The 24,647-nt window shown below is 74.0% G+C and carries 23 protein-coding genes; 13 read left to right on the top strand and 10 right to left on the bottom strand.

Going from position 1 to position 24,647, the window contains the following annotated elements:
- Positions 1-107 precede the first annotated feature (107 nt).
- The 3 genes from ACIP37_RS17820 to ACIP37_RS17810 all read left to right on the top strand — a co-directional run bounded on the left by ACIP37_RS17820 (position 108) and on the right by ACIP37_RS17810 (position 3,829).
- Complete coding sequence (locus ACIP37_RS17820) at positions 108-842, top strand: Crp/Fnr family transcriptional regulator (RefSeq protein ID WP_400807683.1); 735 nt, start codon at positions 108-110, stop codon at positions 840-842.
- 81 nt (positions 843-923) lie between these two features.
- Positions 924-3,545, top strand: a complete 2,622-nt coding sequence (locus tag ACIP37_RS17815; RefSeq protein WP_400807680.1) for a hypothetical protein — start codon at positions 924-926, stop codon at positions 3,543-3,545.
- A gap of 32 nt (positions 3,546-3,577) precedes the next feature.
- On the top strand, positions 3,578-3,829 hold the full coding sequence (locus ACIP37_RS17810) for a hypothetical protein (RefSeq protein ID WP_363629476.1): 252 nt from the start codon (positions 3,578-3,580) through the stop codon (positions 3,827-3,829).
- Here ACIP37_RS17810 and ACIP37_RS17805 read toward each other — a convergent pair.
- Entirely contained in the window at positions 3,820-4,614 is a 795-nt protein-coding gene (locus tag ACIP37_RS17805) for an FHA domain-containing protein (protein ID WP_363585973.1), read from the bottom strand. The two genes, ACIP37_RS17810 and ACIP37_RS17805, sit on opposite strands and share 10 nt — an antisense overlap.
- A 141-nt stretch (positions 4,615-4,755) precedes the next feature.
- Here ACIP37_RS17805 and ACIP37_RS17800 point away from each other — a divergent pair, with 141 nt between their 5' ends.
- Positions 4,756-6,462 (top strand): serine/threonine-protein kinase, encoded by a 1,707-nt coding sequence (locus ACIP37_RS17800; RefSeq protein ID WP_400807677.1) that lies wholly within the window; start codon positions 4,756-4,758, stop codon positions 6,460-6,462.
- 582 nt (positions 6,463-7,044) lie between these two features.
- Here ACIP37_RS17800 and ACIP37_RS17795 read toward each other — a convergent pair.
- Both ACIP37_RS17795 and ACIP37_RS17790 read right to left on the bottom strand, forming a co-directional pair.
- Entirely contained in the window at positions 7,045-7,779 is a 735-nt protein-coding gene (locus ACIP37_RS17795) for an SDR family oxidoreductase (RefSeq protein ID WP_400807674.1), read from the bottom strand.
- Complete coding sequence (locus ACIP37_RS17790) at positions 7,776-8,042, bottom strand: Atu4866 domain-containing protein (RefSeq protein ID WP_363585970.1); 267 nt, start codon at positions 8,040-8,042, stop codon at positions 7,776-7,778. Before ACIP37_RS17790 ends, ACIP37_RS17795 begins: the two co-directional genes overlap by 4 nt.
- A 142-nt stretch (positions 8,043-8,184) precedes the next feature.
- Here ACIP37_RS17790 and ACIP37_RS17785 point away from each other — a divergent pair, with 142 nt between their 5' ends.
- The 7 genes from ACIP37_RS17785 (at position 8,185) to ACIP37_RS17755 (ending at position 14,591) form a co-directional block, all read left to right on the top strand.
- The gene (locus ACIP37_RS17785) at positions 8,185-9,018 is read left to right on the top strand and encodes a helix-turn-helix transcriptional regulator (RefSeq protein ID WP_400807671.1); all 834 of its coding nucleotides are present in this window, start codon (positions 8,185-8,187) and stop codon (positions 9,016-9,018) included.
- Positions 9,019-9,210: 192 nt separating this feature from the next.
- A complete protein-coding gene (locus ACIP37_RS17780; protein WP_063350276.1) occupies positions 9,211-9,399 on the top strand; it encodes a DUF1508 domain-containing protein in 189 nt (62 codons plus the stop codon).
- 108 nt (positions 9,400-9,507) lie between these two features.
- Positions 9,508-10,725, top strand: coding sequence for a glycosyltransferase family 4 protein (locus ACIP37_RS17775; RefSeq protein WP_400807669.1), 1,218 nt, complete (start codon positions 9,508-9,510; stop codon positions 10,723-10,725).
- Positions 10,722-11,918, top strand: a complete 1,197-nt coding sequence (locus ACIP37_RS17770; RefSeq protein ID WP_363585967.1) for a glycosyltransferase — start codon at positions 10,722-10,724, stop codon at positions 11,916-11,918. The genes ACIP37_RS17775 and ACIP37_RS17770 overlap by 4 nt, the downstream gene beginning before the upstream one ends.
- Positions 11,893-12,774, top strand: coding sequence for an SGNH/GDSL hydrolase family protein (locus tag ACIP37_RS17765; protein ID WP_363585966.1), 882 nt, complete (start codon positions 11,893-11,895; stop codon positions 12,772-12,774). The genes ACIP37_RS17770 and ACIP37_RS17765 overlap by 26 nt, the downstream gene beginning before the upstream one ends.
- A 108-nt stretch (positions 12,775-12,882) precedes the next feature.
- A complete protein-coding gene (locus tag ACIP37_RS17760) occupies positions 12,883-14,010 on the top strand; it encodes an NUDIX domain-containing protein (RefSeq protein WP_400807665.1) in 1,128 nt (375 codons plus the stop codon).
- 164 nt (positions 14,011-14,174) lie between these two features.
- Complete coding sequence (locus ACIP37_RS17755; RefSeq protein ID WP_400807664.1) at positions 14,175-14,591, top strand: DUF6188 family protein; 417 nt, start codon at positions 14,175-14,177, stop codon at positions 14,589-14,591.
- A gap of 71 nt (positions 14,592-14,662) precedes the next feature.
- On the opposite strand, the gene ACIP37_RS17750 is transcribed toward ACIP37_RS17755, so the two are convergent.
- The 5 genes from ACIP37_RS17750 to ACIP37_RS17730 form a co-directional block, all read right to left on the bottom strand.
- Positions 14,663-15,037, bottom strand: coding sequence for a hypothetical protein (locus ACIP37_RS17750; protein ID WP_063350272.1), 375 nt, complete (start codon positions 15,035-15,037; stop codon positions 14,663-14,665).
- A 77-nt stretch (positions 15,038-15,114) separates the two neighbouring features.
- Positions 15,115-15,510, bottom strand: coding sequence for a roadblock/LC7 domain-containing protein (locus ACIP37_RS17745; protein WP_350879110.1), 396 nt, complete (start codon positions 15,508-15,510; stop codon positions 15,115-15,117).
- 82 nt (positions 15,511-15,592) lie between these two features.
- Positions 15,593-16,633: a hypothetical protein gene (locus ACIP37_RS17740; protein WP_400807662.1), complete on the bottom strand. Its 1,041-nt coding sequence runs from the start codon at positions 16,631-16,633 to the stop codon at positions 15,593-15,595.
- A gap of 88 nt (positions 16,634-16,721) precedes the next feature.
- Positions 16,722-17,105 carry a hypothetical protein gene (locus ACIP37_RS17735; protein ID WP_063350270.1) on the bottom strand — a complete coding sequence of 128 codons (384 nt, stop codon included), beginning with the start codon at positions 17,103-17,105 and terminating at the stop codon, positions 16,722-16,724.
- A 667-nt stretch (positions 17,106-17,772) separates the two neighbouring features.
- Positions 17,773-18,381 (bottom strand): TetR/AcrR family transcriptional regulator C-terminal domain-containing protein, encoded by a 609-nt coding sequence (locus ACIP37_RS17730; protein WP_363585199.1) that lies wholly within the window; start codon positions 18,379-18,381, stop codon positions 17,773-17,775.
- A 282-nt stretch (positions 18,382-18,663) separates the two neighbouring features.
- Here ACIP37_RS17730 and ACIP37_RS17725 point away from each other — a divergent pair, with 282 nt between their 5' ends.
- Positions 18,664-20,274, top strand: coding sequence for an amidohydrolase (locus ACIP37_RS17725; protein ID WP_363585201.1), 1,611 nt, complete (start codon positions 18,664-18,666; stop codon positions 20,272-20,274).
- A 146-nt stretch (positions 20,275-20,420) separates the two neighbouring features.
- Positions 20,421-21,974: an APC family permease gene (locus ACIP37_RS17720; RefSeq protein WP_400807657.1), complete on the top strand. Its 1,554-nt coding sequence runs from the start codon at positions 20,421-20,423 to the stop codon at positions 21,972-21,974.
- 73 nt (positions 21,975-22,047) lie between these two features.
- On the opposite strand, the gene ACIP37_RS17715 is transcribed toward ACIP37_RS17720, so the two are convergent.
- Positions 22,048-23,037 carry an MsnO8 family LLM class oxidoreductase gene (locus ACIP37_RS17715; protein ID WP_363585205.1) on the bottom strand — a complete coding sequence of 330 codons (990 nt, stop codon included), beginning with the start codon at positions 23,035-23,037 and terminating at the stop codon, positions 22,048-22,050.
- Positions 23,038-23,126: 89 nt separating this feature from the next.
- Positions 23,127-24,317 carry a peptidoglycan-binding protein gene (locus ACIP37_RS17710; RefSeq protein WP_363585207.1) on the bottom strand — a complete coding sequence of 397 codons (1,191 nt, stop codon included), beginning with the start codon at positions 24,315-24,317 and terminating at the stop codon, positions 23,127-23,129.
- Between the last annotated feature and the right edge of the window lie 330 nt (positions 24,318-24,647).

Below are 24,647 nucleotides of genomic sequence, written 5' to 3'. Positions count from 1 at the left end.
CGGTGCCGACACGATGGTTAACCAGAACGTAGAGGAGGGGTCCTCGGGTAAACCGGCTACTAATACGGCTTGTCCGGCTTCGGCCGGACGAGGAGGAGGAGTGACCGATGAGCAACACACGGATGCGCGGAGCCGGGGCCTACTGGCCGACGACCGGGCTGCTCGGCCGGGTCGGCGAGGCCGATCGCCGAGTCCTGCTGGGGCTCGGCCACGGCGTGGTCTACCCGGCCGGTCAGATCACCATCCGCGAGGCCGACACCTCGGACTTCTCGCTGCTCCTGATCGGCGGCACGGTGAAGGTCACCGCCCACGCCCAGGACGGTCGGGACGCGCTGCTGGCCGTACGGATGGCCGGGGACCTCGTCGGGGAGTTCGCCGGGATCGACGGCCAGCCGCGCATCGGCACCGTGACCGCCTGCGGCCGGGTGCTGGCCCGCTACATCCTGCCCACCGAACTGCTGGCGTGCACGAAGCAGCACCCCGCCATCGGGCTCGCACTCAACGCGAGCGTGGTCGCCAAGCTGCGCACGGCGACCAGCCGGATCGTCGACTTCACCGGTTGCGACGTGCTCGGGCGGCTGGCCAGGATCCTGCACCACCTCGCCGTCACCTACGGGCGCCCCGGCCGCAAGGAAGCCCATCTCCCGCTGTCGCAGCCGGAGATGGCCACGCTGGTCGGCGCCGCGGAGTCGTCGATCCACAAGGCCCTGCGGGCCCTGCGGGAGTCGGGCGCGGTCGTCACGGGCTACCGCAGGATCACGATCCTCGACCTGGATCACCTCGCCCGGATCGCCGCCGCGACCGAAGCGGCCGGTTCGCGGGCGATCTCACCAAACAGGTAAAAGCGCCGGGTTCCGACGACGGGTCGGCGCCAGCATGACCGAGTGCCGGGACCCGAGCGTTGGAGAGGACCGGAGAAACAGATGCCAGAGAACAACGGTGCTCCGGACGGCTCCGCGCGCATCCGGGCGGGCGACGTGTCCGGAACGATGATCGTCGGCAACCGGAACACCGTGACCAACCTGAACATCACAACCGGACACGGTTCGGCCATCACCGTGAACGCGGGGCCTCCGCCGAACCCGGTCAAGCGTCAGCCGATCTCCCACCTGCCGCGTTCCGCCGCCGATCCGCTGATCGGCCGGGAACGGGAGCTCCAGGCACTGCAACAGGCCATCGGAGCACGCCAGTTGGTGCAGATCTGGGGCGCCTCCGGGGTCGGCAAGAGTGCCCTGCTACGCCACCTCGCCCGCACCTTGCCGCGCGGGCCCGAAGGCGCGGCCTACATCGAAGCCGGCGGACGGACGGCCGACGACCTCGCGCAGGCGATCTTCGACATCAGCTTCGACGCGCCGAACTACAAGCCGTCACTGGAGGTGCTGAAGGAGCACCTGAAGACCCTGCGGCTGCGGATCTACCTGGACGACGCGGGGCTCGACGAGAAGGACCTGCACCGGCTCTTCGACCTGGCCGAGCACTCCACGTTCGTCTTCACCTCGCAGCGCCGGTCGTCGGTCACCGGCGTCCACCCGATCCGACTCGACGGACTGACGGCCCCGGCAGGGGTGGTCCTGGTGCAGACGGTCCTGGCCCGCGCGCTGCGGCCGGACGAAGCGCGGACCGTGACGGCGCTGTGCGACGCCCTGCACGGCAATCCGCTCCGCCTGCGGCGCATCGCCCTGTCGGCCGCGACCGGCAAGGGCCTGCCGGGCATCGCCGACCTCCCCGCGCTCCTTCCCGCGCTGCTCAACAGGCTCCGGCCGGAGGAGCGCGACCTGCTGTACCTGCTCGGCTCGCTGTCGGGCGCCGAGTTGGCCGCCCGGCAGCTCGACGCCCTGCTCGGTCGGACGGACAGCGACGCGCTCGCCGGCGAACTGGTGCGGCACGGCCTGCTGGTCGCCTCGGAAACCGGCTACGGGTGTCCGCCGGACGTCGCCGAGTGCGTGCTCAAGAGCCGGATGACGCAGTTCCCCGCCGCGCCGCTCTGCCGGGCGCTCACCACGTGGGTCGAGTCGCGGGAGACCACCCCGGACGAGGTCGCGGCCCACTTCCAGGCCCTGGACGTCGCGGTGCTGGGAGCGGAAAGGAGCGGACAGGCGCAGCTCGGCGTGGAGTTGGCCCGTGCCGCCTCGCCGAAACTGGCGCTCTCCCGGCAGTTCGACGCGTGGGGCAGCCTCCTCGGAGCCGGCTGGGCCGCCGCGAAGAGCGCGGGAGACCGCGCGGGCGAGGAGTTCTTCCTGGGGGAGGCGCGCACCCGCCGCAAGGCGATCGGCCGGGCGGCACTGACGACGGCCCTGGTGCTGGAGGCGGGGGTGCTCTGGCAGGAACTCGCCGCCCTGCAAGCGCACTCGGTGGCCCACCAGGCCGCCACGACGGCGATCACCGCCGTACCGCCGATCGATCCGGCCACCACGGCACACGCCGTCGGCCAGTCCCCACTGATCACGCACCCGGCGGTCAGCCCGCCGACGGTCACCCAGCCGGTCGTCCAGCCGCCGACGGTCACCCACCCGGTCGTCCAACCACCGACGGTCACCCACCCGGTCGTCCAGCCGCCGACGGTCACCCACCCGGTCGTCCAACCACCGACGGTCACCCACCCGGTCGTCCAACCACCGACCGTCACCCACCCCCTCCCCGCCTCCGGCGCTCCGGCGCCCGTGCACCCGCCGGGTACACCGCAGGTGATCGACCTGTCCCACTCCGCTCCGCAGCCCCCGGCCGGGGGCCATGTGGCCGGCGCACACTCCCCCTCGCAGGCGGCGCCGCACCGAATCGACCTCTCGGGAGCGCACCACTCCGCCGCCCAGCCGACGCACGCCGTGAGCGCCACCACCACGTCCAGCACGGGCCACGCGGTCACCACCGCCGGCGCAGCGGCCGCCAAGGGCGGAGCAGCCCTCGCCGTCGCCTGCGTGGTCGGCGCCTCAGCCGTACTCGGCGTGGGCACCATGGTCTACACCCAGAACCAGTCGAACCTGGCTAAGCCGGCCCAGCCCACCTACTCGCCGGCCCCGCCTCCGAGGGTCTACACCCCCGCCCCGCCGGTCTACACTCCCGCCCCGCCGGCCCCGTCTCCGAAGGTCTACACCCCCAAGCCGCCGGTCCCTGCCCCCGTCGTCACACCGGACCCCGTCGATCCCGTGTGCGCAACGGTGGTACCGGAATTGGGAAAAGAGACCCGGCAGCACAACGCCGACCTGACCGCCGTTCACAGCGCCTTCGACTCGTACAACAACGCCGTAGCCGCGTACAACTCTCGACGGACCTCCACCGTTCCCGACGACAGCACGGTGAAATCCCGTATCGACATCATCCTCAAAGACCTGCGCGCCAGCGAGTCCACGTTGCGGGGAGCCCTATCGCAAGCGCGGGACGGATCCGTGGTATCCGACCTCAAGGGCCTTCTGACCGCTAGCCAGCAGGAGGAGAACCAGTTCCGCGCGGCTCGGAACGATCTCACCACCGGCTACAACACGGCCAGCCAGGCTTCGGCATACAACTCGGCCTGGCAGAGTCTGGCGATCCACTGCATCGCCTGGTAATCCGCCACAAGACCGACCAGGAAAGGCCGACCATGTCTACGGAATCCACCCCCGGCACCATCCACGCCGGAGACGTCTCCGGCACCTTCATCGTGGGCGACAACAACCACGTGACGAACACGAAGCATCACCCCGAGCAGCCGCAGCCCCAACCGCGCCAGCAGAACTCGGCCGAGGACCAGGCAGCCGTCTTCGCCGTGGAACACGGCACCATGCACGTCACCTACAACCACAACGCCGAAGCCGCGCCCGAGACGGAGGCCCGAGAAACGCGTCAGCCCTGATCGGCCAGCAACTCCAGGTCCTGGGCGTTCAGCGTCGCCGTCTTGAGCAGTTCCCTGATCAGGTTGACGCTGAGCGTCGAGCCGACCGGCTCGCCGACCTCGTCGCGCGTCAGTCCGCGCACGCCCCGCCGGCGCAGCCGTTCGCGCACGTCCTCGACCGTGTTGGCGACCGACTTGTGGGTCCAGGACTTGGTCGCGTGGGGCGAGGCGTTGACCAGCCGGGCGGTCTCCTCCCAGGCCGACGGGAGCGGGAAGGCGTCCTGGCCCTCCAGGTAGCGCCGGGCGAGCGCGGTGAGCACCAGCCGCTCCTGTAGGGAGAGCAGGTAGACCGTCTCGGGGGCCGCGGTATCGGCGCCGCTCGTGGAACGGGGGTGCAGGTCATCCCCGTCCACGACGCGGACCTCCACCAGGTGGGACCGCCGCTTGGACGAGTTGATCACCAGCGGGGTGTACCCGGGCCCGATGATCCGCTTGTGGCTGGTGAGCATCAGCACGCCGTCGGGCAATTCGATCGGCAGACTGCCGGTGTTGACCAGCCACCAGTCGCCATCGGTGCCGGCGCAGGTGAAGACGCCGTGCCGACGGCTGACGGTCGGGTCGTCGACACCGACCGGTACGTGCACGTCCTCGCGGTCGCGCCCGAACAGCAGGGTGTACCGGCGCGACGGCACGGCGTACCCGCCCTCCGGGCCGAGCACGAAGATCGTCCCCGGTGGCGCCGAGGGCACCCTGCCGGAAGGACTGCCCGGCGGCAGCATCTGAGGTGGGAAGTTTTCGTACGCCATCTCACATACCTCCGCTTCGGCTCGCGCCAGTGTATGAGCGCACCGAGAGGACCAGTCCTCCTGCGGGCACGCGGCGTGTCGAGCCTGCGGAACCGCCAACTCCGCTTGTCCGGAGTGGACTTGCTCGATAGCCTGCCCGCCGTGAGCGAGATCAGCCGGCGAGCTGCCGCGATCGACGGCATGGTCGCCGAACCACTCGGTCCGGGCGATCCGCAGGAGATCGGCCGTTTCAGCATCATCGGCCTGCTCGGCACCGGCGGCATGGGCGAGGTCTACCTCGGGGTCTCGGACAGGGGCTACGCCGCTGTCAAGCTCGTCCGGCCGCGGCTGGTCCCCAGCGAGCGCTTCGACCGAGAGGTCGGCATCCTCTACCGTGTGCCGCTCGGAGTCGGACCGCGGGTGCTGGCGAGCGACGCCACTCCGGAACGCCCGTGGTTCGCCACCGAGTACGTCCCCGGGCTCACGGTGGACGAGGCGGTCCGGCTGCACGGCCCGCTGCCCGCCGAGGCGCTGTGGCTGCTGCTGGCCGAGACAGCCGCTCAACTGCGGGCCGTACACGCGTCCGAGATCGCGCACCGCGACATCAAGCCCGCCAACGTCATGCTGGTACGCGACGGCGTGAAGCTGATCGACTTCGGCATCGCGCGCGCCGCGGACCAGGCGAGGCTCACCGGGATCGGTGGCAGCTACGGAACACAGGGCTTCTCGGCACCGGAGCAGCAGGCCGGGGACGAGGACGTGGCAGCGCCCGCGGACGTCTACTCGCTCGCGGCGCTCCTGCTCTACGCCGCCTCGGGTCGCACACCCGGCGCCGCCTGCGACGTGGAGCCGCTGCGCGCCGTGGACGCCGACCTCGCCGCCCTCCTCGGGCCCTGTCTCGCCACCGACCCCGGAGCGCGCCCCACCGCCGACGAGATCGTCCTGGCGGCGCGCACGCACCGGCTCGCTCCTCCCCCGTCCTGGCCGCCTGAGGTCATGTCACGCATCGACGCTCGACGTGCCTTCGCCGAAACGCCGGTCGGCAAGCTGGAGACCGTCCCGCCACCGGATACGAGCACGGACCCGAAGCCTGACGTCGGGCCCGCACCCCTGGCATCACCTCGCCGCCCGCGCAAGCACCTGTTCCTGTTGCCGATCGCCGCGGCGACCGCCCTCGGCGCGGTCGCGGTGTTCGCCCTCAGCCCGTCCACCTCCCCGCAGCACCACAACGCGCAGGAGTCCAGCGGCGTGCCGGTCGCCGTCGAGCCCTTGGCCGGGGCGACGCCCGGGCCCTCCGCGAGCCCGAGCACCTCGATCTCCGCCACCGCCGAACCCTCTCCCCCGCCTTCAACCGCCCCGGCCGGCACCACGCGGACACCCTCCCCGAACCTGCGGCCCTCGACCTTCGCCACCGCCAAACCCGCTACCCAGCCCCCGACCACCCCACCTGGCACGGCCACCCCACCGAGCACGGCCCCCGCCGCACCCTCAGCGGCTGCCCCCAGCCCCACCTCGTCACCGATCAGCGGCATCAACGGCAGCGACGACCCGGCACAGGTCAAGGGCTCCGAGGCGGACACCAGTTGGCTCGGCCCCGACGCCGCCTGTTCCGCCTGGCTGGACGACAACGGCTCCGGCTCGCTCGCGGGCGTGCTCAACACCTCCCTGGCCCAAACCTGCGTCGCCGAGCTCGCCCGCAGCGACGGCATCACGTACACCTTCCGCGCCTCCTGGGGCGCCGCGAAGACGAGCTTCGTCCCAGACATCGGCTACACGATGTGGATCTGCGTCTGGAACGCGAACAACCGGTCCGGCGAGCAGTGCTCCGCTCGCTTCGGCATGAACGGCACCACCCCGGTCCGCCGGTGAAACGAGGCTTCCGCAAGGAGCACGCCCGGGCCACCACGCCCAGCCGCCCGCACCCCAGCCCTCGTCGGCCATTCGGGCGAGATCCAGGCGCCGGATCCGTCCGGCGAGACTGCATCGAGGATGTACGAGACTGTCGCGAGGCTGCCGGAACGACTGCGGCCCGGGTCGGGATCACGCTCCTGACCTGGGCCGCAGTACGCGTTTCAGCTGTTCACGGGGTGGGTGCGGACGCTTTCGAACCGCCGACATCTGCTTCGTAAGTTCTCGCCGGCATCCGCAGATGCCGTCGGGGTCACCCCGACGACCGGCATACGGCCGAACGACGCACCAACGGTGATCCCACTGTCCGAAGAGGCTTCACCGGACGGTCGGAACTCCAGCTGTAGAGGCCACCACCCGTGCAGGGCCGTCAGCAGATCATCGTCGGTCGTATCGTCCCCGTCGGCCGACCTGAGCCTCGTGGTCCAGCGACCTGCCGGCTCGCCTGGAGACCGGTGGCGTCGGCGGTCACCGGCCGGGCGGGGGCGGCCACCTGATCAGGGGGCGAGCGCGGCACCGCGACCGACGGGAAGCCGTGGGCGGTCACTGGGCGCTCGCCGCGGGGCGGACGACGAGTTCGTTGACGTCGACCTGCCGGGGCTGGGACACGGCGTAGGCGATGGCCTCCGCGACGGCGGAGGCGGGCAGTGCCACTGCGCGGTACGCCCTCATGGCCTCCCTGGCGGTGGGGTCGGAGATGCCTTCGGCGAGTTCGGACTCGGTCACGCCTGGAGAGACGAGGGTGACCCGGATGTCTCCGGCGGACTCCTGGCGCAGCCCTTCGGAGATCGCGCGGACGGCGAACTTGGTGGCGCAGTAGACGGCGGCGGTGGGAGAGACCTCGTACGCGCCGACGGACGCGATGTTCACGAAGTGCCCGCCGCCCTGGGCCCGCATCACGGGCAGTGCGGCGGCGATGCCGTGCAGGACTCCCCGCAGGTTCACGTCGATCATGCGGTCCCACTCGTCCGTCCTCAGGGCCTCCAGGGGCGAGAGCGGCATGACTCCGGCGTTGTTGACCAGGACGTCGACCCGGCCGTAGCGCTCACGGGCGGCGGACACGAAGGCCTGGACGTCGGCGGCGTCCGTGACGTCGAGACGCCGGAACGCCGCGGTGCCGCCTGCGGCGGTGAGCTCGCCGGTGAGCGCGTCGAGGCGGTCGGTGCGCCGCGCGCCGAGGAACAGGCGGTGGCCGTCGGCGGCGAGGCTGCGCGCGGTGGCCTCGCCGATCCCGCTGCTCGCTCCGGTGACCAGTACGACCTTGGGTGTCTGCGTCATGCCTGCTTCTCCTCCCGGTGGAGCACGAGGTGTTCGTGGTGGAGGACTCCGTCTCGGATGTCACCCGTGGCGGTGAACCCGGTGTCGTCGACGTAGTCGATGTGATGGCCGGTGACCGTGTAGCGGCCCGTGTAGGCGCTGCGGCGGTGGCCGCGGGCCTCGTCGTATCGACCGTCCGCCCGTAGTTCCTGACGGATGTGACCGTCCGCCGTCACCCACAAGCCGACCACGTCGGCTCGGCCCTCCTCGGTGCTGCCCGTCAAGGACGGACTCCCTTCGTCGATGGATGCGGATCCGTTCCGCCCGACCGAGTCTGGGCGGGACGCGGGTGACCGGCCAGGACGTGCCTTGCCTGGGTGCGGTGCACCCAGGCAAGGCACCGCCGGCGCGGCCTAGGGTGAGGGCGTGACCGACAACCACCTGGGAGAGTTCCTGCGCGCACGCCGTGCGGCCCTGCTGCCGCAGGACGCCGGCGTGGCGAGCCACGGGGTACGCAGGGTCGCCGGACTGCGCCGGGAGGAGGTCGCCGTCCTGGCCGGGGTGAACGCGGACTACTACACCCGCCTGGAACAGGGGCGAGAACGCCACCCATCGGCCCAGGTCCTCGACGCGCTCGACCGCGCCCTGCGGCTTGACTCGGATGGGCACGCGCACCTGCACCAGCTGGCGGGGACGGTGCCGAGCAGCCGGTTCGCCCACACCACGGACCGGGTCGGCCCCGCCCTGCGCCAGTTGCTGGACGGCTACCCGGCCGCCCCGGCGTTCGTCATCAACCGGACTTTGGACGTCCTGGCGGCCAATGCCCTGGCCGAGGCCCTGCACTCACCCTTCGAGCGGATGGACAACCTCGCCCGGATGGCCTTCCTCGACCCGGCGGGCCGGCAGTTCCACGAACGGTGGGGCCACACGGCCCAGGCCGTCGTGGGCCACCTGCGGCAGGCCGCCGGGCTCGACCCGGACAGCCCCCGGCTGCGGGAGCTCGTCCGCACCCTCACCGGTCACAGCACGGACTTCACCCGTCTGTGGAACGCCCACGCGGTGCGCGGCAAGACCCAGGAGGCCAAGCACCTCCTCCACCCGGACGTCGGCCCACTGACCCTCACCTACCAGGCCTTCGACGTGCGCGACGCTCCCGGCCAGCAACTGATCGTCTACCAGGCGGAGCCCGGCAGTTCCAGCGCGCAGGCCCTCAGCCTGCTTGGGTCCCTGCGCGCCACCTTGAACCGGGGCGCCGGGTAAACGGTGAGGACGGTCAGCTGCGTTGAGCGCGCAGTGATCAACTCGCCTGATGACCACGGCGCCACACTTCACTCTCCGTGACTCCGTAACTCGAATGGTCGCCACCAGACTGGGTCAACTAGCGAGCATCACAGAGGATTTGGCCCTACGGTGCGGTGCCAGGGGGCCATCGAGCGAAAGGCTGTCACTGGCATGGCCGGGAAATTCGAGCTGTACAAGGACGAGAGCGGGATGCACCGCTTCCGGCTCAAGGCGAGCAACGGGACGGTCATCGTCACCGGGGACCCGCACGAGAGCAAGGACGAGTGCCTCAGGAGCATCGAGTCGCTCCGCAAGCTCGCGCCGTACGCGGAGCTCAAGGAGGCGGCCGGGTCGCACTGAGGCGGCGCGGTGCGGGAGCGGGTCGGCGATGCAAATCGCCGACCCGCGTTCGCTTCTACGACAGATCCCTTTGGCCGGGTGCACGCCGGGCGCGGACAGAACACCGACATGCGCGTCGTCATCGTCACCGAATCCTTTCCGCCCGAGGTCAACGGAGTCGCCCACAGCGTGCTGCGGACGGCCGAGCATCTGGTCCGCCGGGGCCACCAGCCACTCGTCGCCACCCCCGCACCCGCGCGGGGCGCCGCGTGCCCGCCGCACACCTTCGGCGGCTCCGAAGCGGTGGAGCTGCCGGTGGTGCGCATTCCGTCGGTGCCGCTGCCCGGGTACCCGCAGGTGCGGATCGCGCTGCCGAGCCGGCAGCTGGCGGCCGCCGTCGCCGGGCACCGGCCGGACATCGTGCACCTGGCCAGCCCGTTCGTGCTCGGCGCGCGCGGGGTGCAGGTCGCGGCCCGCCTCGGCGTCCCCGCCGTGGCCGTCTACCAGACCGACCTCGCCGGGTACGCGCACGCCTACCGGGCCGGGCGGGGCCTCGGGGAGGCGGCCGCCTGGCGGCGGATCCGGGCCGTGCACCGGGCCGCGGCCCGGACGCTGGCGCCGTCCACCCCCGCCGCCCAGGACCTCACCGCGCACGGAGTACCCAGGGTGCAGCTGTGGCCGCGCGGGGTGGACTCGGCGCGGTTCCACCCCCGGCACCGGGACGAGGCGCTGCACCGGGCGCTCGCCCCGGGCGGGGAGGTGCTGGTCGGGTACGTCGGGCGGCTGGCGCCCGAGAAGCGGGTCGACCTGCTGGCCGCCGCGTCGGCCCTGCCCGGGGTGCGGGTGGTGGTGATCGGGGACGGGCCGTCCGGGCCCGGGCTGCGGGCCTCGATGCCCGGCGCGGTGTTCCTCGGCCGCCGGACCGGCGAGGAACTGGCCCGCTGTTTCGCGACCCTGGACGTGTTCGTGCACACCGGCCCGCTGGAGACCTTCTGCCAGACCATCCAGGAGGCGATGGCGAGCGGCGTGCCGGTGATCGGCCCGGCCGCCGGCGGCCCGCTGGACCTGGTCGCGCACCACCGGACGGGCCTGCTGGTGCCGCCCCGGGACGGCGCCGCGGTGGCCCGGGCGGTGGCGGAACTGGCCGCCGACCCCGGGCGGCGGGCCGCGTACGGGCGCGCCGGACGGGCCGAGGTGACCGCGCGGACCTGGGAGGCGGTCGGCGACCTGCTGCTGCGGCACTACGCGGAGGTCCTCGCCGAGCACCGCGGCACACCGGTGGCTCCCCCTTCCGCTCCCCCGGCGGTCGTCGAGCCGGTCGCCGTCGCGGAGGAGCTGCCGGCATGACGGACACCGCCGACCGCGAACCGCTGACCATCGTGCGGCTCGCGAACTTCGTCACCCCGGTCTCCGGGGGCCTGCGCACCGCGCTGCGCCACCTCGGTGCCGGCTATCTGGCCGCCGGGCACCGGCCGGTGCTGATCGTGCCCGGGGAGCGGCGCAGCGAGGAGGAGGGCGAGCAGGGCCTGGTGGTCACCCTGCCCGGGCCGGTGCTGCCGGCCAGCGGCGGCTACCGGGTGCTCACCGACCGGCGGGCGGTGGCCGCCGAACTGACCCGGCTGAAACCCGACCGGCTGGAGGTGTCCGACCGCACCACGCTGCGCTGGACCGGCAGTTGGGCCCGGCGGCACGGCGTCCGCTCGGTGATGGTGTCGCACGAGAGCGCCGTCGGGGTGCTGCGCACCTGGGGGCTGCCCCGCCCGCTCGCCGACGCGGCCGCCGACCGGCTCAACGCGGCGACGGCCCGTACGTACGACGCGGTGCTCTGCACCACCGACTGGGCGGCGGCGGAGTTCCGGCGGATCGGCGCGCCCAACCTGGCCCGGGCCCCGCTCGGCGTGGACCTGGACGCGATGCGCCCGCTGCCGCCGGCCGCGCGGGCCCGGGAGCGGGCGCGGTACTGCGGGCCGGACGACGTGCTGCTGGTGCTCTGCTCCCGGCTCTCGGCCGAGAAGCGGCCCGAGCGGGCGGTCGAGGCGCTGGCCGCACTGCGGGCCCGGGGGCTGCCGGCCGTCCTGGTGGTGGCCGGGACCGGACCGCTGCGGGACCGGCTGGCGGCCCGGGCGGAGCGGCTGCGGCTGCCGGTGCGCCTCCTCGGGCACCTGGGCCGGCGGGAGGAACTGGCCCGGCTGCTGGGCTGCGCGGACGTGGTGCTCGCGCCCGGGCCGGTGGAGACCTTCGGGCTCGCCGCGCTGGAGGCGCTGGCCTGCGGGACACCGGTGGCGGTCAGCCGCTCCTCCGCGCTGCCCGGGCTGATCGGCCTGGCCGGGGTGGCCGCCGCCGACACCGGCGCCGGATTCGCCGCGGCGGTACGGGAGTTGCTGGCGCGCCCGGAGCAGGCGCGGCGGGCCGGCGCCCGGGCCCGGGCCGAGCGGTACGGCTGGCCGGCCGCGGTGGCCGCGTTCCTCGCGGCCCACGGCGTGCGGAACCCCGGCGCGGTGGAGGAGGGTTGGGATGAGCGTGCTCGGCACCGGGCGTGACCGGTCCGCGGACGGCCGGCCGGTCACCGGCGGGCCGGTGCGGTTCGTCGCGCTCGGGGACTCGCTGACCGAAGGGGTCGGGGACCCGGTCGGTGAGGGATGGCGCGGCTGGGCCGCCGTCCTGGCCCGGTCGCTGGCACCCGAGGGCGGCGTCGAGTTCACCAACCTGGCGTGCAGCGGCGCCCTGACCACCGACCTGACGAATCGTCAACTCCCTTCCGCGTTGGCGCTACGGCCGCGGTTCGCGGCCGTGGTGGTCGGCGGCAACGACACCCTGCGGGCGGGCTTCGACATCCGGCGCACCACCCTGGATCTGGACGCCACCCTGGGCGAACTCTCCAGCCACGGCGCCGTCCTGCTGACCGCCTGCCTGCCCGATCCGGGCACCCTGCTCCGCCTGCCCGCGCCGCTGGCCCGACCGCTGGCGCGGCGGATGCAGGCCGTCAACACCGTCGTGCACGCCCTCGCCGCCCGGCACCGGGCGGTGCACCTGCACATCGCCGAGCTGCCCTGGTGCGCGCAGCGTCGGCTGCTCAGTGTCGACCGGCTGCACCCCAGCGCCGAGGGCCACCACCTGATCGCCCGCGGGTTCCACGAGCTGCTCGCCGCCGCCGGCCACCCCCTCGGCCCGCCGCCCGTCGACACCCCCGCCGAGGCCCCACCCGGCCGGGCCGCCGACCTGTGGTGGATGGCCACCCAGGGCACCCGCTGGGTGGCCGCCCGCAGCACCGACCTGCTGCCCGGACTGCTCGCCCTGGCGGCGGCCGAAGGCATCGCCCGGCTGCGCGGGTCCAACGGGCGGCACGACGAGCAGATGGCCCGCGCGGCGGCGCAGGCCCTCGCGTCACTGGGGTGAGGCGGCGAGGGCTCGGCTAGGACGGCTCGTGGGGGGAACCATGAAAGGGGTCCGCCGAGTCGTCGGGGGGACACGGCCTTCGAACCGGGCCTGACGGAGGGAGCAGCGGTGGACGCGTCATCCGGGAGCGGGCGGGAGTTGCTGGCGGCGGCGGGGGTGCTGTTCCCGGACGGGCGGGGGCGGGTGCTGGTGGTGCGGTTGCCGTACGACCGGAAGCATCCGGTGGCGATCCCGGGCGGCGGGTGGGAGCCGCAGGACCGGTCCCCACGGGAGACCGCGCTGCGCGAGGTGGTGGAGGAACTCGGGTTCACGCCCCGGCTGGGGCCGCTGGCCTGCGTCGACTGGACGCTCGACCACTTCCGGCCGCCGATCGCCGCGTACCTGTACTGGGCGCAGCCACTCACCGCCGAACAGGCCGCGGCGATCCGGCCGGACGCGGCGGAGGTCGGCGGCTGGGCCTGGCTGACCCCGGACCAGGCGGGCCACGCGCTGCCGCCCCTGCTGTCCCGCCGGGTCACGGCCTGCCTGCGGGCGCCGCGGTCGGCCGGTCCGCTGGAGCTGGAGGACAGCAGGCCCGTGGGGCACACCCTCGACCACCTGCCGGCGGACGAACCGCCGCCCGCGTACACCGGGCTGGCCGGGGTCACCGCCCTGGGCCCCGCCCCCGGCGGGCCGGCGGCGGGGCCCGGGTACGAGCCGCCGATGGACCGGGCCACCTACATCGCCACCCGCCCGCGGATCCGGGCCAAAGCCCGGGCCCTGTTCACCGACGACGCCGGGCGGGTCCTGCTGGTCCGGCTGCGGCCGTGGGACGGGCCGCGCGGCCGGGTGCCGTACTGGACGCTGCCGGGCGGCGGGATCGAGGCGGACCGGGAACTGCCCCGGGCGGCCGTCCGGCGCGAGATCCGCGAGGAACTCGGCTGGGAGGTCGAACCGGGGCGGCTGCTGGCGCTGGACTGGCAGCCCGGGTCGGCCGCCGACCCGGAGGCCGACCCGGCGACCGGGCGGGACACCGCCGTGCTGGTGTCCGTGTTCGACGGGGGCACGGTGACGGAGCGGATGCTCGGTTCGATCGCGCTGCCGGAGGAGGAGCTGGTGGAGTGGCGGCTCTGCGGCCCCGCCGAGGCACGGGCGCTGCTGACCGGCCCGTCCTGGGCCCGGACAGCCGCCGCGCTGGCCGCGCGGGAGGGGGCGGGCGGGCCGGCCGAGCTGGTGCGCGGACGCACCGCCGGGTAGCGGCGGGCGGGCCGGGCGAGCTCAGGAGGGTTCAGGAGGGTTCAGGAGGGTTCAGGAGGGCGAGTCGGGGGGGGACCGGCCGGGTGGGTTGGTCGGACCGGCTGGTCGGACGGGGCTGTCGGGCAGGGCGGACAGGGCCGGGTCGGGTGGGTCACACTGGGGCCATGCAGAACGGGATCACGCAGCACGGGATCACGGAGGCGCTGGCCGGCCGGCGAGTGGCGTCGGTCAGCGGCGGCGACCGGCTGGACCTCACCCTCGACGGGCCGGTGACCGTCCGGGTGGCGCACGAGTTCCGCCTCGCCGCGCCCTCCTTCACCGCCCCGGCGGAGGTCGAGCACTACTTTCCGGCGCTGACCATCCGCCCGACCGGCACCCTGCTCGCGCTCGTCGGCCGGACCGTCGACACCGCCGAGATCACCCTCGCCGGCGGCCTGGAGCTGGCCTTCGCGGAGGGCGGCGCGCTGTCCGTCCCGCCGCACGCGCAGCTCGCGCCGTGGAGCGTGGAGACCGCGGAGGGGGCGATGTGCACGGGGCTGCCGGGCGGCGAGGTCCGGTGGACGGCGCCCGGCGCGGCCTGAGCCGACGCCGGGCCGACGCGTCGTCCGGTCGGACTCTCCGGCCTGTCCGCCTGTCCAAGCTGTCCGGCCTGTCAGACCTCCAGGTCGGCCTCGATCCTGGTGAGCTGGTGGCGGGCCATCGCCAGGTTGGCCCGCGCCTTGTCCAGCGCCAGGTAGAGGAAGAGGCCCTTGCCGGTGCGGCCGGCGAGCGGCCGGATCAGGTGGTACTGGCTGCTGAGGGTGATCAGGATGTCCTCGATCCCGTCCTGTAGGCCGAGCATGTCCATGGTGCGCATCTTGGCGCGAACCACGTCCGTGTTCCCCGCCGCGGCCACGTTGAGGTCCAGCCCGCCGGGGCCGTCGAGGGTGGCGAGCGCCATGCCGCTGTTGTAGTCCACGAGTGCCGCGCCGATGGCGCCCTCGATGCTGGTCATGGCCTGCTTGAGCGCGCCGGCTGCGTCGGTCATCTGGGTAACTCCCTTTCGGTGGTGGTGTGCTGGGGTGGTAGGTGCGGTCGGGCCGGGGGCCTGACCGCTCAGACCGGTCAGGCCGGGTCGCGGGGGTCCTTGGGCAGGAGGCTGTCGCTGAGCAGCCCGGCGATCCGCTGGGCCGAGCGGCGGGCCTCCAGGTGCAGCCGGCCGACATTGACGTCCGGGTGCGCCAGCAGCGCCAGCACGCAACTGCCCCCGGCCGCGTAGGTGGCGACGTAGCCGTGCTCGCCGCGCACCAGCGACTCGCGGAACTCGCCCTGGCCGGTGGTGTCGGCGAGCCGCTGGGCCAGCGACAGCGAGGCCGCCGTCATCGCGGCCAGGCCGGAGGGTTCCGCCCCGTGGGTGTCGTGCGCGACCAACAGGCCGTCCACGCTGGCCACCAGGCCACCCGCGAGGTGCGGGACGCGCTGCTTGACGGCGCGGAGCTCGGCGAGCAGTTCGGTCTCCAAGGCGATCAGTTGTCTCCTTCCGACACGCTGCTTGAGCGCCCGCCTCATGGCCGGGACGGCGGGGTCGCGGGTGGAGAGTGGTTCAAAGTCGGGCCTCCAGAAGGGTTCGGACCCGGGTCAGCAGCGCGATGTCCGGGTCGGGGACGGCCAGCGGGTGGGCCGTGGCCGTGGTGGGCGGGTGATCGGAGTGGGTGGGGGCCACGGGACCGGACGGCGTGGCGCCGGTGAGGGTGGCACCGGGGACCCGGCGGTGCAGGCCTCCCGGCGGGCGGGCGGGGGCCGGCGCGTCCGGGGCCAGCGCCTCGGCTTCCGCGACAGGCGCCGCGGGCCTCGGCGCCCCAGGTACCACAGGCGTCGCGGGTGCCACGGATGTCGCGGGTGCCACGGATGTCGCAGCGCTCGGTGCCACCGCCGGCGCGGCGTGCCGCGGGGCGGCGAGCAGCCCGGCGGCGGCCAGGCGACGGACGTCCGCCGTGACGCCGAAGCCGGACCGGCCGAGCAGGCGCGCGAGGTCCGCCGGGGTTCTTCGGCCGTCGGCGTGGTCCAGCAGTTCGCGCCGGCGACGGCCGGGCGGGCGGTTCGACGGCCGTGGGACCGGCACCACCGGGCGGACCGGAGCGGTGTCGAGCTGCGGCCAGGGCCAGATCCGTTCCAGCAGCCGGCCCCGGCGCTCGACCTCGCGGCGCAGCCGGCCGGGGTCGACCGTGGCCACCGGGCCCAGCCAGTGCCGGGCGTCGGGCTCGAACCGCCAGACGCCACCGGTCCGGTCGGCGAGGACGAAGAACGCGGCGTCGAAGAGCGTGCCCAGGTGGCCGAGTTCGAGCTCGCCCCGGGTGAGCAGCCGCCGTTCGACCAGGGCCTCACCGACCCGGGCGCGCGGGCCGTGGAGCCGGAGCAGTTCCGCCCACTGCCCGGGGGTGATCCGGCCGCAGCCGGTGAGCAGTTCGGCCAGGCCGGGCGCGCGCGGGGAGTCGGCGTGGGCCACCTGGCCGTCGACGAGGTGCAGGCTGCCGAGCGGGCCGCGCAGGGCGCCGGTGGCGCGGCGGGCGGCGAGCAGGCCGAGGGCCTCGCCGGGGGTCTGCGGCGGTGCGGGCGGGCGGACGGCGGCGGGCGCGGCGGTCATCCGGGCCACCGGCCGGTGGAGCGCGGGCGGCGGGGGTGGCCCGTCCGGCGTGCTGGCCGAAACCCGATGGCCGCGGTGGGCGTCCCGTTCACCCCAGCACCAGTTCCTCGGCGAGCGCCTGGAGGCGGTAGCGGGCGGCGGCGAGGTTGCCCTGGGCGCGGTCGAGCCAGAGGTGGAGGACGAGGCGGCTGTCGAAGACGGTGTCGATGAAGCAGATGAGGTGGTAGCTGCGGCCGGCGGTGACGATGACGTCCTGTAACGGCGACCGCCGGTCCTCCGCCCCGGTGAAGGTCTGGCTCTCAACGGCCGCCCGTACCAAGTCGGTTGTCTCGGCGGCCGCGGTCTCGTGGTCGCCGGTCGGGCACTCGCCGAGGCTGCCGAGCGCGAGTCCGCTGCTCCAGTCGACCAGGCTCGCGGAGCGTGCCCCGGAGATCGACATCGCTCCGGCGAGGCATTCGTCGATACCCGGCACACCGGCTCCTTCGAGGGGGTCTGGGCAGCCGGGCGCAGCACGGCACGGCCGGGCCGCCACCAGCAGTGGCGGGCTCGACACGGAAGGCTACTGCCGGATTCCATATGACGAACATTCCAATGGCATATTCACATCAGTAGCATCCACTTCCGGCCAAGGTATGACGAGGCGTCAGCCATCGCCGCCGGGCGAACCCGCTGGCCCGGGGACGGTCGCGGCCCGCAGTCCACCGCCACCCGCCGACCACCTGGCAGGGGAGCTTGGCCGAGAACCGGCCGCACGGCAGGGTTTCGACCGCCGTCATGCGGTAGAAGGACCGGGCGAGCAGGTCTACACCACCGGGTCGCCGCCCGACTGCCGCCGGGGCCCTCGGGCATGACGAAGGAGCCCCGGGCATGACGAAGGGGCCCGTTCCGCTGGACGGAACGAGCCCCTTCGGGTGGAGCGCCAGGCCCGGGTCGCACGGACTCTTCCTACTGAAAGTAGGACGTGCTCTGGTAGCACCGCTGACGCCTGTTCGGGAGGTTGTTTCCCTCCCGACGAGAAGAACATTAGCAGGTCATCACGCCTGCTCAGAAACCGGAGGGAGGAACGGGACCGGACCCGGCGGAACGGCGGCGACCCAACCCCGGCGCGGCGACCCCGACAGCCCCGGCACGGAGGGCGGTCAGGGCAGCAGCGCCCGGTAACCCGCGATCAGGGCGGTGAGGCCCAGCTCGAAGGCCCGGTCGGCGCGTTCGCGGCCGGCGGGGACGGCATCGAGGGCGTCGGCCAGGCGCGGGGTGGCGTCACGGTCGACGGCGTCGACCATGACGTCCGGGGCGACCAGGTCGAGGGCGGAGCCGAGGATGAAGCTCTCCAGGGCGGTGATCACGCCCATCACATCCCGTGCGGCGAAGCCCGCGCCCTCCAGGGTGGCGACGGCGCGCTCGTACAGCGCGTGCATGAACGGTTCGGCGAGCGGGGCGGTGGCGAGCAGGCGCACGATGCCGGGGTGTTCGGCGAAGGCGTCCCGGTAGGCGTGCGCCCAGGTGCGCAGCGCCGCGTCCCAGGGCTGGTCCCACATCGACTGCTCGCCGATGGTGCGGACGAGTTCGGCGCGCATCAGGGCGACGATCTCGGCCCGGCCGGCGACGTGGTGGTAGAGCGCGGAGGGGCTGACCTTGAGGGCGCCGGCGAGGCCGGGGATGGTGAGGTCGCCCGCCTCGTCGACCAGCCGCAACGCGGTGTCGACGATGCGCTGCCGGTCCAGCAGGGGTGTGCGCGGCCTGGCCATGCCGGTTCCTCGTCTTTCGGGGAGTCCTTCGGGGGCCCTCGGGGAGTCCTTCGGGGGCCCTCGGGGAGTCCTTCAGGAAGCCTTCCGGAGGATCTTCGGGAGGGCGAGGGGCCGGAGAGCCCTCCGGAGAACCCTCAAGATCATCGTTACCCAAGCGTTACTGAATGGCTTTCAATAAAACTCTTCCGCACCCGCCGGTGCCGCGCCTACGGTAACCGAACCCCATTCGGTTTAGGCAGGTCGTCCTCGTCACCTGCCGCGACCCGGAGAGGACGCTCCCCCATGCGTGCCGACACGATCTTCACCGGCGGCCGGATCCACACCGGAGACCCCGCCCACCCCGCCACCCACGCCCTCGCCGTCACCGCCGGACGGATCACCGCCCTCGGCGACCCGGCGCTCGCCCTGCGCGACGACCGCACCGAGACCGTCGACCTGGCCGGCGGCGCCCTGCTGCCCTCCTTCGGCGACGGCCACCTCCACCCGCTGCTCGGCGCCATCGGGCTGCGCGGCGTGCCGGTGCGCGACTGCACCAGCCTGGAGGAGGTCGTCGAGGCCGTCCGCACCTGGGCCGCCCGGCACCCCGAGGCCGAGTGGATCACCGGGGACGCCGTCAATCCGTGGCTCGCCGAGGGCGGCCTGTTCGACGCCCGGCTGCTCGACGCCGCCGTCCCCGACCGGCCCGTCCTGCTACGCACCATGGACCACCACACCGGCTGGGCCAACAGCGAGGCGCTGCGCCGCGCCGGGTACGGGCCGGACACGCCCGACCCCGTGGGCGGCGAGATCGTCCGCCGCCCGGACGGCTCCCCGCTCGGCACCCTGCGCGAGTTCGGCGCCCTCAACCCCGTCCTCGCGCTCGTCCCGCCGCCCCCGCTCGCCGAACAGGTCGCCGCCCTGCGCGAGACCACCGCCGCACTCGCCGCCGCCGGGCTCACCTGGCTCCAGGACGCCTGGATCGAGCCCGCGCAGGTCGACACCTGGCTCGCCGCCGTCGCCGAGCACGATCTGCCCGTCCGGGCCGGGCTCGCCCTGCTGCTCGAACCGGACGGCTGGCGCGCACGGCTCCCCGCCCTGGCCGCCGACCGGGAGCGGGTCGAGGCCGGCGGGCGCGGCCGGCTCACCGCCCGGGCGGTCAAGTTCTTCGCCGACGGCGTCGTCGAGTCCGGGACGGCCGCCCTGCTGGCGCCCTACAGCGACTGCCCGCACTCCCACGGCGTCGCCAACTGGACCGGCGCCGAACTGGCCGACGCCGTCACCGCCGTCGACGCGCTCGGCTTCCAGCCGCACATCCACGCCATCGGCGACCACGGCGTCCGGATCGCCCTGGACGCCGTCGAGGCCGCCACCCGCCGCAACGGCCTGCGCGCCCGCCGCCCGGTGATCGCCCACGTCCAGTTGGTCGACCCGGCCGACCTGCCCCGCTTCGCCGAACTCGGCGTGATCGCCAACTTCGAACCGCTGTGGGCCCAGACCGACCCGCTGATGACCGAACTCACCCTCCCCCGGCTCGGCCCCGAGCGCGGCGCCCGGCAGTACCAGATCGCCGCGCTGCTGCGCGGTGGCGCCCGGGTCTCCTTCGGCAGCGACTGGCCGGTCACCCGGTACGAGCCGCTGGCCGGTCTCGCCACCGCCGTCACCCGGCAGACCCCGGACGGCCTGCCGGCCGGCGGCTGGCTGCCCGAGGAGCGGATCGGCCTCACCGAGGCCCTCGCCGCGTACTCGGCGGGTGTCGCGCACCAGGCCTTCGAGGAGGCGGAGTGGGGCGTGCTGCGGCCCGGGATGCGGGCCGACCTGGTGCACCTGGCGGCCGACCCCTACGCGGTGCCGGCCGACGAGCTGGCCGCCGTCCCGGTGGCCGGGACCTGGCTCGGCGGCCGACGCACCCACTGAAGCCGACGCACGCACTGACCCAGGGCGGGCCCCCGTACCCGCCCGCCGGAACGCCCCCCACGGCGTCCGGTCCCCGTCGACCGCCCGCACCCGATCGGCGGCCGACCGCTCTACCCTCGTCCGTACGACCCCAGGAGAGCTCCCCCATGACCCTGCCCTCCGAAGCGGCCTCCCCGACCGCACCCGGCTCCCCCCGCACCGGCCCCGGCACCGGCCGCGCCGGGCCCAACACCGGGCCCGACAGCACCGGGCCCGGCACCGCGGCCGCCGGCCCCGCCCGCCTGGAAGGCGGCGTGCTCGGTACCGGCGACATCGTCTTCTTCGTCGTGGCCGCCGCCGCACCGCTGACCGTGATGGCCGGCGTGGCACCGTTCGCGATCGCCTTCGGCGGCATCGGCACGCCCGTCGCCTACCTGGCCACCGGCGTCATCCTGGCCCTCTTCGCGGTCGGCTTCACCACCATGACCGCGCACATCCGCAACGCCGGCGCGTTCTACGCCTACGTCACCCGCGGCCTCGGCCGCCCCGCCGGGCTCGGCGCCGCGCTGCTCGCGGTGCTCTCGTACAACGCCATCCAGATCGGCATGTACGGCGCCTTCGGCTTCTTCGCCCACACCACCGCCGCCGACCTGCTCGGCCTGGACCTGCCCTGGCCGGTCTGGGCGCTGCTCGGCGTCGCGGCGGTCTGGCTCCTCGGCTACCGCTCGATAGACCTCGGCGCCAAGGTGCTCGGCGCGCTGCTGATCGCCGAGACCGGCATCCTGCTCGTGCTCGCCGTGGCGGTGCTGGTGCGCGGCGGCGCGCACGGGCTCGACCTGTCCTCGTTCGCCCCGCACAACGTGTTCTCCGGGGGCATGGGCGGGGTGCTCGGGCTCTCCTTCGCCGCGTTCATCGGCTTCGAGGCCACCGCCATCTACCGCGAGGAGGCCCGCGAACCACGGCGGACGGTGCCGCGCGCCACCTACGCGGCGATCGCCTTCCTCGGCCTCTTCTACACCTTCATCACCTGGATGATCGTGCAGGCCTTCGGCGCCACCGAGGCCGTCGCGACCGCCACCGCCGACCCGGCCGGGATGTTCTTCACCGCGATGACCGACTACGTCGGCGCCTGGGCCACCGACCTCCAGCGGGTGCTGATCGTGACCAGCCTGCTCGCCGCGCTGCTCGCCTTCCACAACACCATCACCCGCTACGGCTACGCCCTCGCCACCGAGCAGGCCGCCCCGGCCGCGCTCGGCCGGGTCCACCCGCGCCATGGCTCCCCGTGGATCGGCGGCATCGCGCAGTCGGTGCTGGCGGCGGTGGCCGTCGTGGTGGCGGCGCTGATCGGGGCCGACCCGTACAACCAGTTCTTCCTCTGGGTGAACTCCCCCGGCGTGGTCGGCATCCTGGTGTTGCAGGCGCTCGCCGGGCTGTCCGTGTACGCCTTCTTCCGTCGCAATCGCGAGGCGGCCGCGAGCGCCGGGGCGTTCCGGACGGTCGTGGCGCCGGTCGCCGCCACCGTGCTGCTGTGCGGGGCGACGGCGCTGGTGGTGTGGCGGCTGGACCTGTTCACCAATGCCGGACCGGAGGTCAACTGGCCGCTGGTGGCGATCGTGCCGGTGGTGTTCCTGACGGGCGTCGCCATCGCGCTGCGGCTGCGGGCGCGGCGGCCCGAGGTGTACGCCCGGCTCGGGATGTCGGAGGTCGACGCGGGCTGAGCTCGGAGGTCGACGGGCCGAGCAAGGCGGCGCCGCAGGGCTGGCCCACCCGCCTCGGCCCCGGCCGGCGGCCTCAGGCCTGGCCGACCGCCTCGGCGAGCAGCCGGTAGGAGTCGAGGAGGGCGGCGCGGTCGTAGGTGCTGGTGGTGACCAGGAACTCGTCCGCGCCGCTGCGCGCCACCAGGGCGGCGAGTTCGGCGACGGCCCGCTCCGGGGTGTCCGCGATGTGGCCCTTCAGCGACTGCTCGTAGGCGGCCTGCTCGCGCGGGCTCATCGGCAGGGCCAGGATCTCGGTGGCGGGCGCCAGCGGCGGGAACTCGCCGTGGGTGCGGGAGTACGCGCCGGACCACGCCTCCGGAACGAGCAGTTCCCGCGCCCGGTCGGCGCTCCCGGCGACCGCGACCGTGCCCGAGACCACCACGTACGGCTCGGCGGCCTGCGCCGAGGGGCGGAACCGGCTGCGGTAGCGGTCGATCGCCGCGAGCATCCGTTCCTCTCCCCGGACGGCGGCGATGACCAGCGGCAGCCCGGCGTCGGCCGCCAGGTCGGCGCCCGCACCGGTGGCCAGGACGAAGGCCGGCACCCGCAGGCCCTCGGCCGGGCGGGCGTGGACGCCGGGGTGGGCCTGCTGCGAGCCGTCGAAGTAGCCGAGCAGTTCGGCCAGCTGGGCGCCGAAGTCGTCCGCGGAGTCCTTCTCCCGGCCCAGCGCCCGCCGCACGCCGTCGGTGAACCCGACCGAGCGGCCGAGCCCCATGTCGATCCGGCCGGGGAAGAGCGAGGCGAGCACCCCGAACTGCTCGGCCACCACCATGGGCTGGTGGTTGGGCAGCATCACCCCGCCCGTGCCGACCCGGATCCGGGTGGTGGCCGCCGCCACCGCCGCGGCGAGCACCGTCGGCGCCGATCCCGCCACCCCGGGCACGCCGTGGTGCTCGGAGACCCAGAAGCGGTGGTACCCGAGCCGCTCGGCCTCGCGGGCGAAGGCCACCGTGTCCCGCAACGCCTGCGCCGGCTCCTCGCCCCGTCTGGTCCGGGAGCGGTCGAGGACGGAGAGCCTGGTCATGGGCGCAGCGCTGGTCACGCGGTGGACAACGCCCGCCGCCGAGCCGGGCATTCCCCCCTCCGCCATGCCCCGGTACGGACGGGCCCCGGTCAGTCCGTGACGGCGAAGCCCTGCGCCGCGCCCAGCCGGTGCAGCGAGTCCTGCCCCGGGATCCCGTCCGCGGCGGCGTCGGCGTACCCGCACCGGCGCTGCCACCCGGCGTAGGCGGTGACCGTCAGGCTGCCGAACGAGCCGTCCACCCAGCGCTGTTCGAGCAGCCCCTCGTCCGCCAGTGCCTGCTCGACGATCGCCACCTCGGCGCCGTACGTCCGGTGCCCCTGTTCGGCGCCGGGGTCGGTCCGGGCCGCCGCCACGACGTGCGCGAGCGACACCGTCCGGGGACCGGGCAGGTAGCCGAGCAGCCGCCGCAGCGAGCTCTCCCCCGGCACGCCGTCCGCCGCCTGGCCGGAGTAGCCCAGACTCCGCTGGTAGTCCGCGTAGTTCTCGGTGTCCGCGTCGCTCCAGTTCGGCCCGGGGCCGGAGCGGTAGTGGGCGCCGAAGCCCTGGGCGACGAGCCCCCGGCCGACCACGGTGACCTGGTAGCCCTGGGCGCCGTAGCCGTACGGGAGGCCGTTGATGGTGGTCTGGTACCGGGCCGGGGTCGGGTCCGCCGGGGGGTGCTGCGAGGGCGAGGGGATCGGGGTGCCGGGGCCGGCCGTGAAGTCGGGCCAGGAGCCGGGGTCGGTGTGGTCGTTGAACGGGACGTGGGCGTGCGCGTACCAGCCGCCGCTGGCCTCCCACACCTGCTCGTCGCGGTCGCTGGTGAAGTCGACCGGCCGGCCCATCGGCCACACGTCGGGCACGCCCCAGGAGGCGATCCAGGCGTGGATCCGGTCCCAGCCCGCGCACGGGGTGTCGACCAGCCGCGGGTACACGGTGCCCTGGTAGGTGCAGTAGGGGAAGAACACCGCCTCGATCTGGATCACCACGCGCCCGGCCCGGTTGGTGCGGGTCGGGCTCGTCGTCGGGCTGAGCAGGCTCTTCGAGCGGGAGTCGGCCGGGAACAACTGGGCGATCCGGCCGCTGAACGGGTCCCAGACCAGGTGCGGCGCGTCGCCGGCGCCGCTGCCGGTGAAGTAGTTCACCAGGTCCTCGTAGGTGCACCAGTCCTGCGGCGCGGCGGCGGTCGCGTTGCGGTCCCAGGTGATGTGGGCGATGGCTCTCGGGGGGTACTGCTGGTCGGTCGGCGCGTGGTCGCCGAGGTCGTGGATCTCGGCACCGGGCAGCCACAGGTCGGACATGCGGTCTCCTCCAGGCGGCGAACGGACGTCGTTGCGGGTATCGGCAGGTTCGCCCTCCGGATTGACCCCAACGGCGCAATGCACGGCAATGAACCACCCGCGCTCGCGCGCCCGTTCGGATCTGTGACGGGAATTCGTCCTCGCGTACGGACCCGGAGGCCCGCGCCGCGTGCCGCCGGACCCGCGCTCCACCCTGCCCGGAAGGAAGCCCGAGAGCCTCCGGAAAGCCGTCGGGCGGGGGCGCATTCCACCCCGCCGCAGCCGCTCTGTCAATCGTTGACTTCGGAACTGGTCTAGTCCACGGTGGTGCGCGAAAAGCACTCATACCGT

The sequence above is a fragment of the Kitasatospora sp. NPDC088861 genome, from assembly GCF_044750105.1.
Taxonomy (GTDB): Bacteria; Actinomycetota; Actinomycetes; order Streptomycetales; family Streptomycetaceae; genus Kitasatospora.
The sequence above is the reverse complement of the archived record's forward strand: the minus strand, read 5'-3'. Positions and strand labels throughout refer to the sequence as shown.

Bases quoted from the DNA above. Each gene is read 5' to 3' on its own strand.
- ACIP37_RS17820 (WP_400807683.1), top strand. From the start codon at position 108: ATGAGCAACACACGGATGCGCGGAGCCGGGGCCTACTGGCCGACGACC.
- ACIP37_RS17815 (WP_400807680.1), top strand. From the start codon at position 924: ATGCCAGAGAACAACGGTGCTCCGGACGGCTCCGCGCGCATCCGGGCG.
- ACIP37_RS17810 (WP_363629476.1), top strand. From the start codon at position 3,578: ATGTCTACGGAATCCACCCCCGGCACCATCCACGCCGGAGACGTCTCC.
- ACIP37_RS17805 (WP_363585973.1), bottom strand. From the start codon at position 4,614: ATGGCGTACGAAAACTTCCCACCTCAGATGCTGCCGCCGGGCAGTCCT.
- ACIP37_RS17795 (WP_400807674.1), bottom strand. From the start codon at position 7,779: ATGACGCAGACACCCAAGGTCGTACTGGTCACCGGAGCGAGCAGCGGG.
- ACIP37_RS17780 (WP_063350276.1), top strand. From the start codon at position 9,211: ATGGCCGGGAAATTCGAGCTGTACAAGGACGAGAGCGGGATGCACCGC.
- ACIP37_RS17775 (WP_400807669.1), top strand. From the start codon at position 9,508: ATGCGCGTCGTCATCGTCACCGAATCCTTTCCGCCCGAGGTCAACGGA.
- ACIP37_RS17770 (WP_363585967.1), top strand. From the start codon at position 10,722: ATGACGGACACCGCCGACCGCGAACCGCTGACCATCGTGCGGCTCGCG.
- ACIP37_RS17765 (WP_363585966.1), top strand. From the start codon at position 11,893: ATGAGCGTGCTCGGCACCGGGCGTGACCGGTCCGCGGACGGCCGGCCG.
- ACIP37_RS17755 (WP_400807664.1), top strand. From the start codon at position 14,175: ATGCAGAACGGGATCACGCAGCACGGGATCACGGAGGCGCTGGCCGGC.
- ACIP37_RS17750 (WP_063350272.1), bottom strand. From the start codon at position 15,037: ATGACCGACGCAGCCGGCGCGCTCAAGCAGGCCATGACCAGCATCGAG.
- ACIP37_RS17740 (WP_400807662.1), bottom strand. From the start codon at position 16,633: ATGACCGCCGCGCCCGCCGCCGTCCGCCCGCCCGCACCGCCGCAGACC.
- ACIP37_RS17730 (WP_363585199.1), bottom strand. From the start codon at position 18,381: ATGGCCAGGCCGCGCACACCCCTGCTGGACCGGCAGCGCATCGTCGAC.
- ACIP37_RS17725 (WP_363585201.1), top strand. From the start codon at position 18,664: ATGCGTGCCGACACGATCTTCACCGGCGGCCGGATCCACACCGGAGAC.
- ACIP37_RS17720 (WP_400807657.1), top strand. From the start codon at position 20,421: ATGACCCTGCCCTCCGAAGCGGCCTCCCCGACCGCACCCGGCTCCCCC.
- ACIP37_RS17715 (WP_363585205.1), bottom strand. From the start codon at position 23,037: ATGACCAGGCTCTCCGTCCTCGACCGCTCCCGGACCAGACGGGGCGAG.
- ACIP37_RS17710 (WP_363585207.1), bottom strand. From the start codon at position 24,317: ATGTCCGACCTGTGGCTGCCCGGTGCCGAGATCCACGACCTCGGCGAC.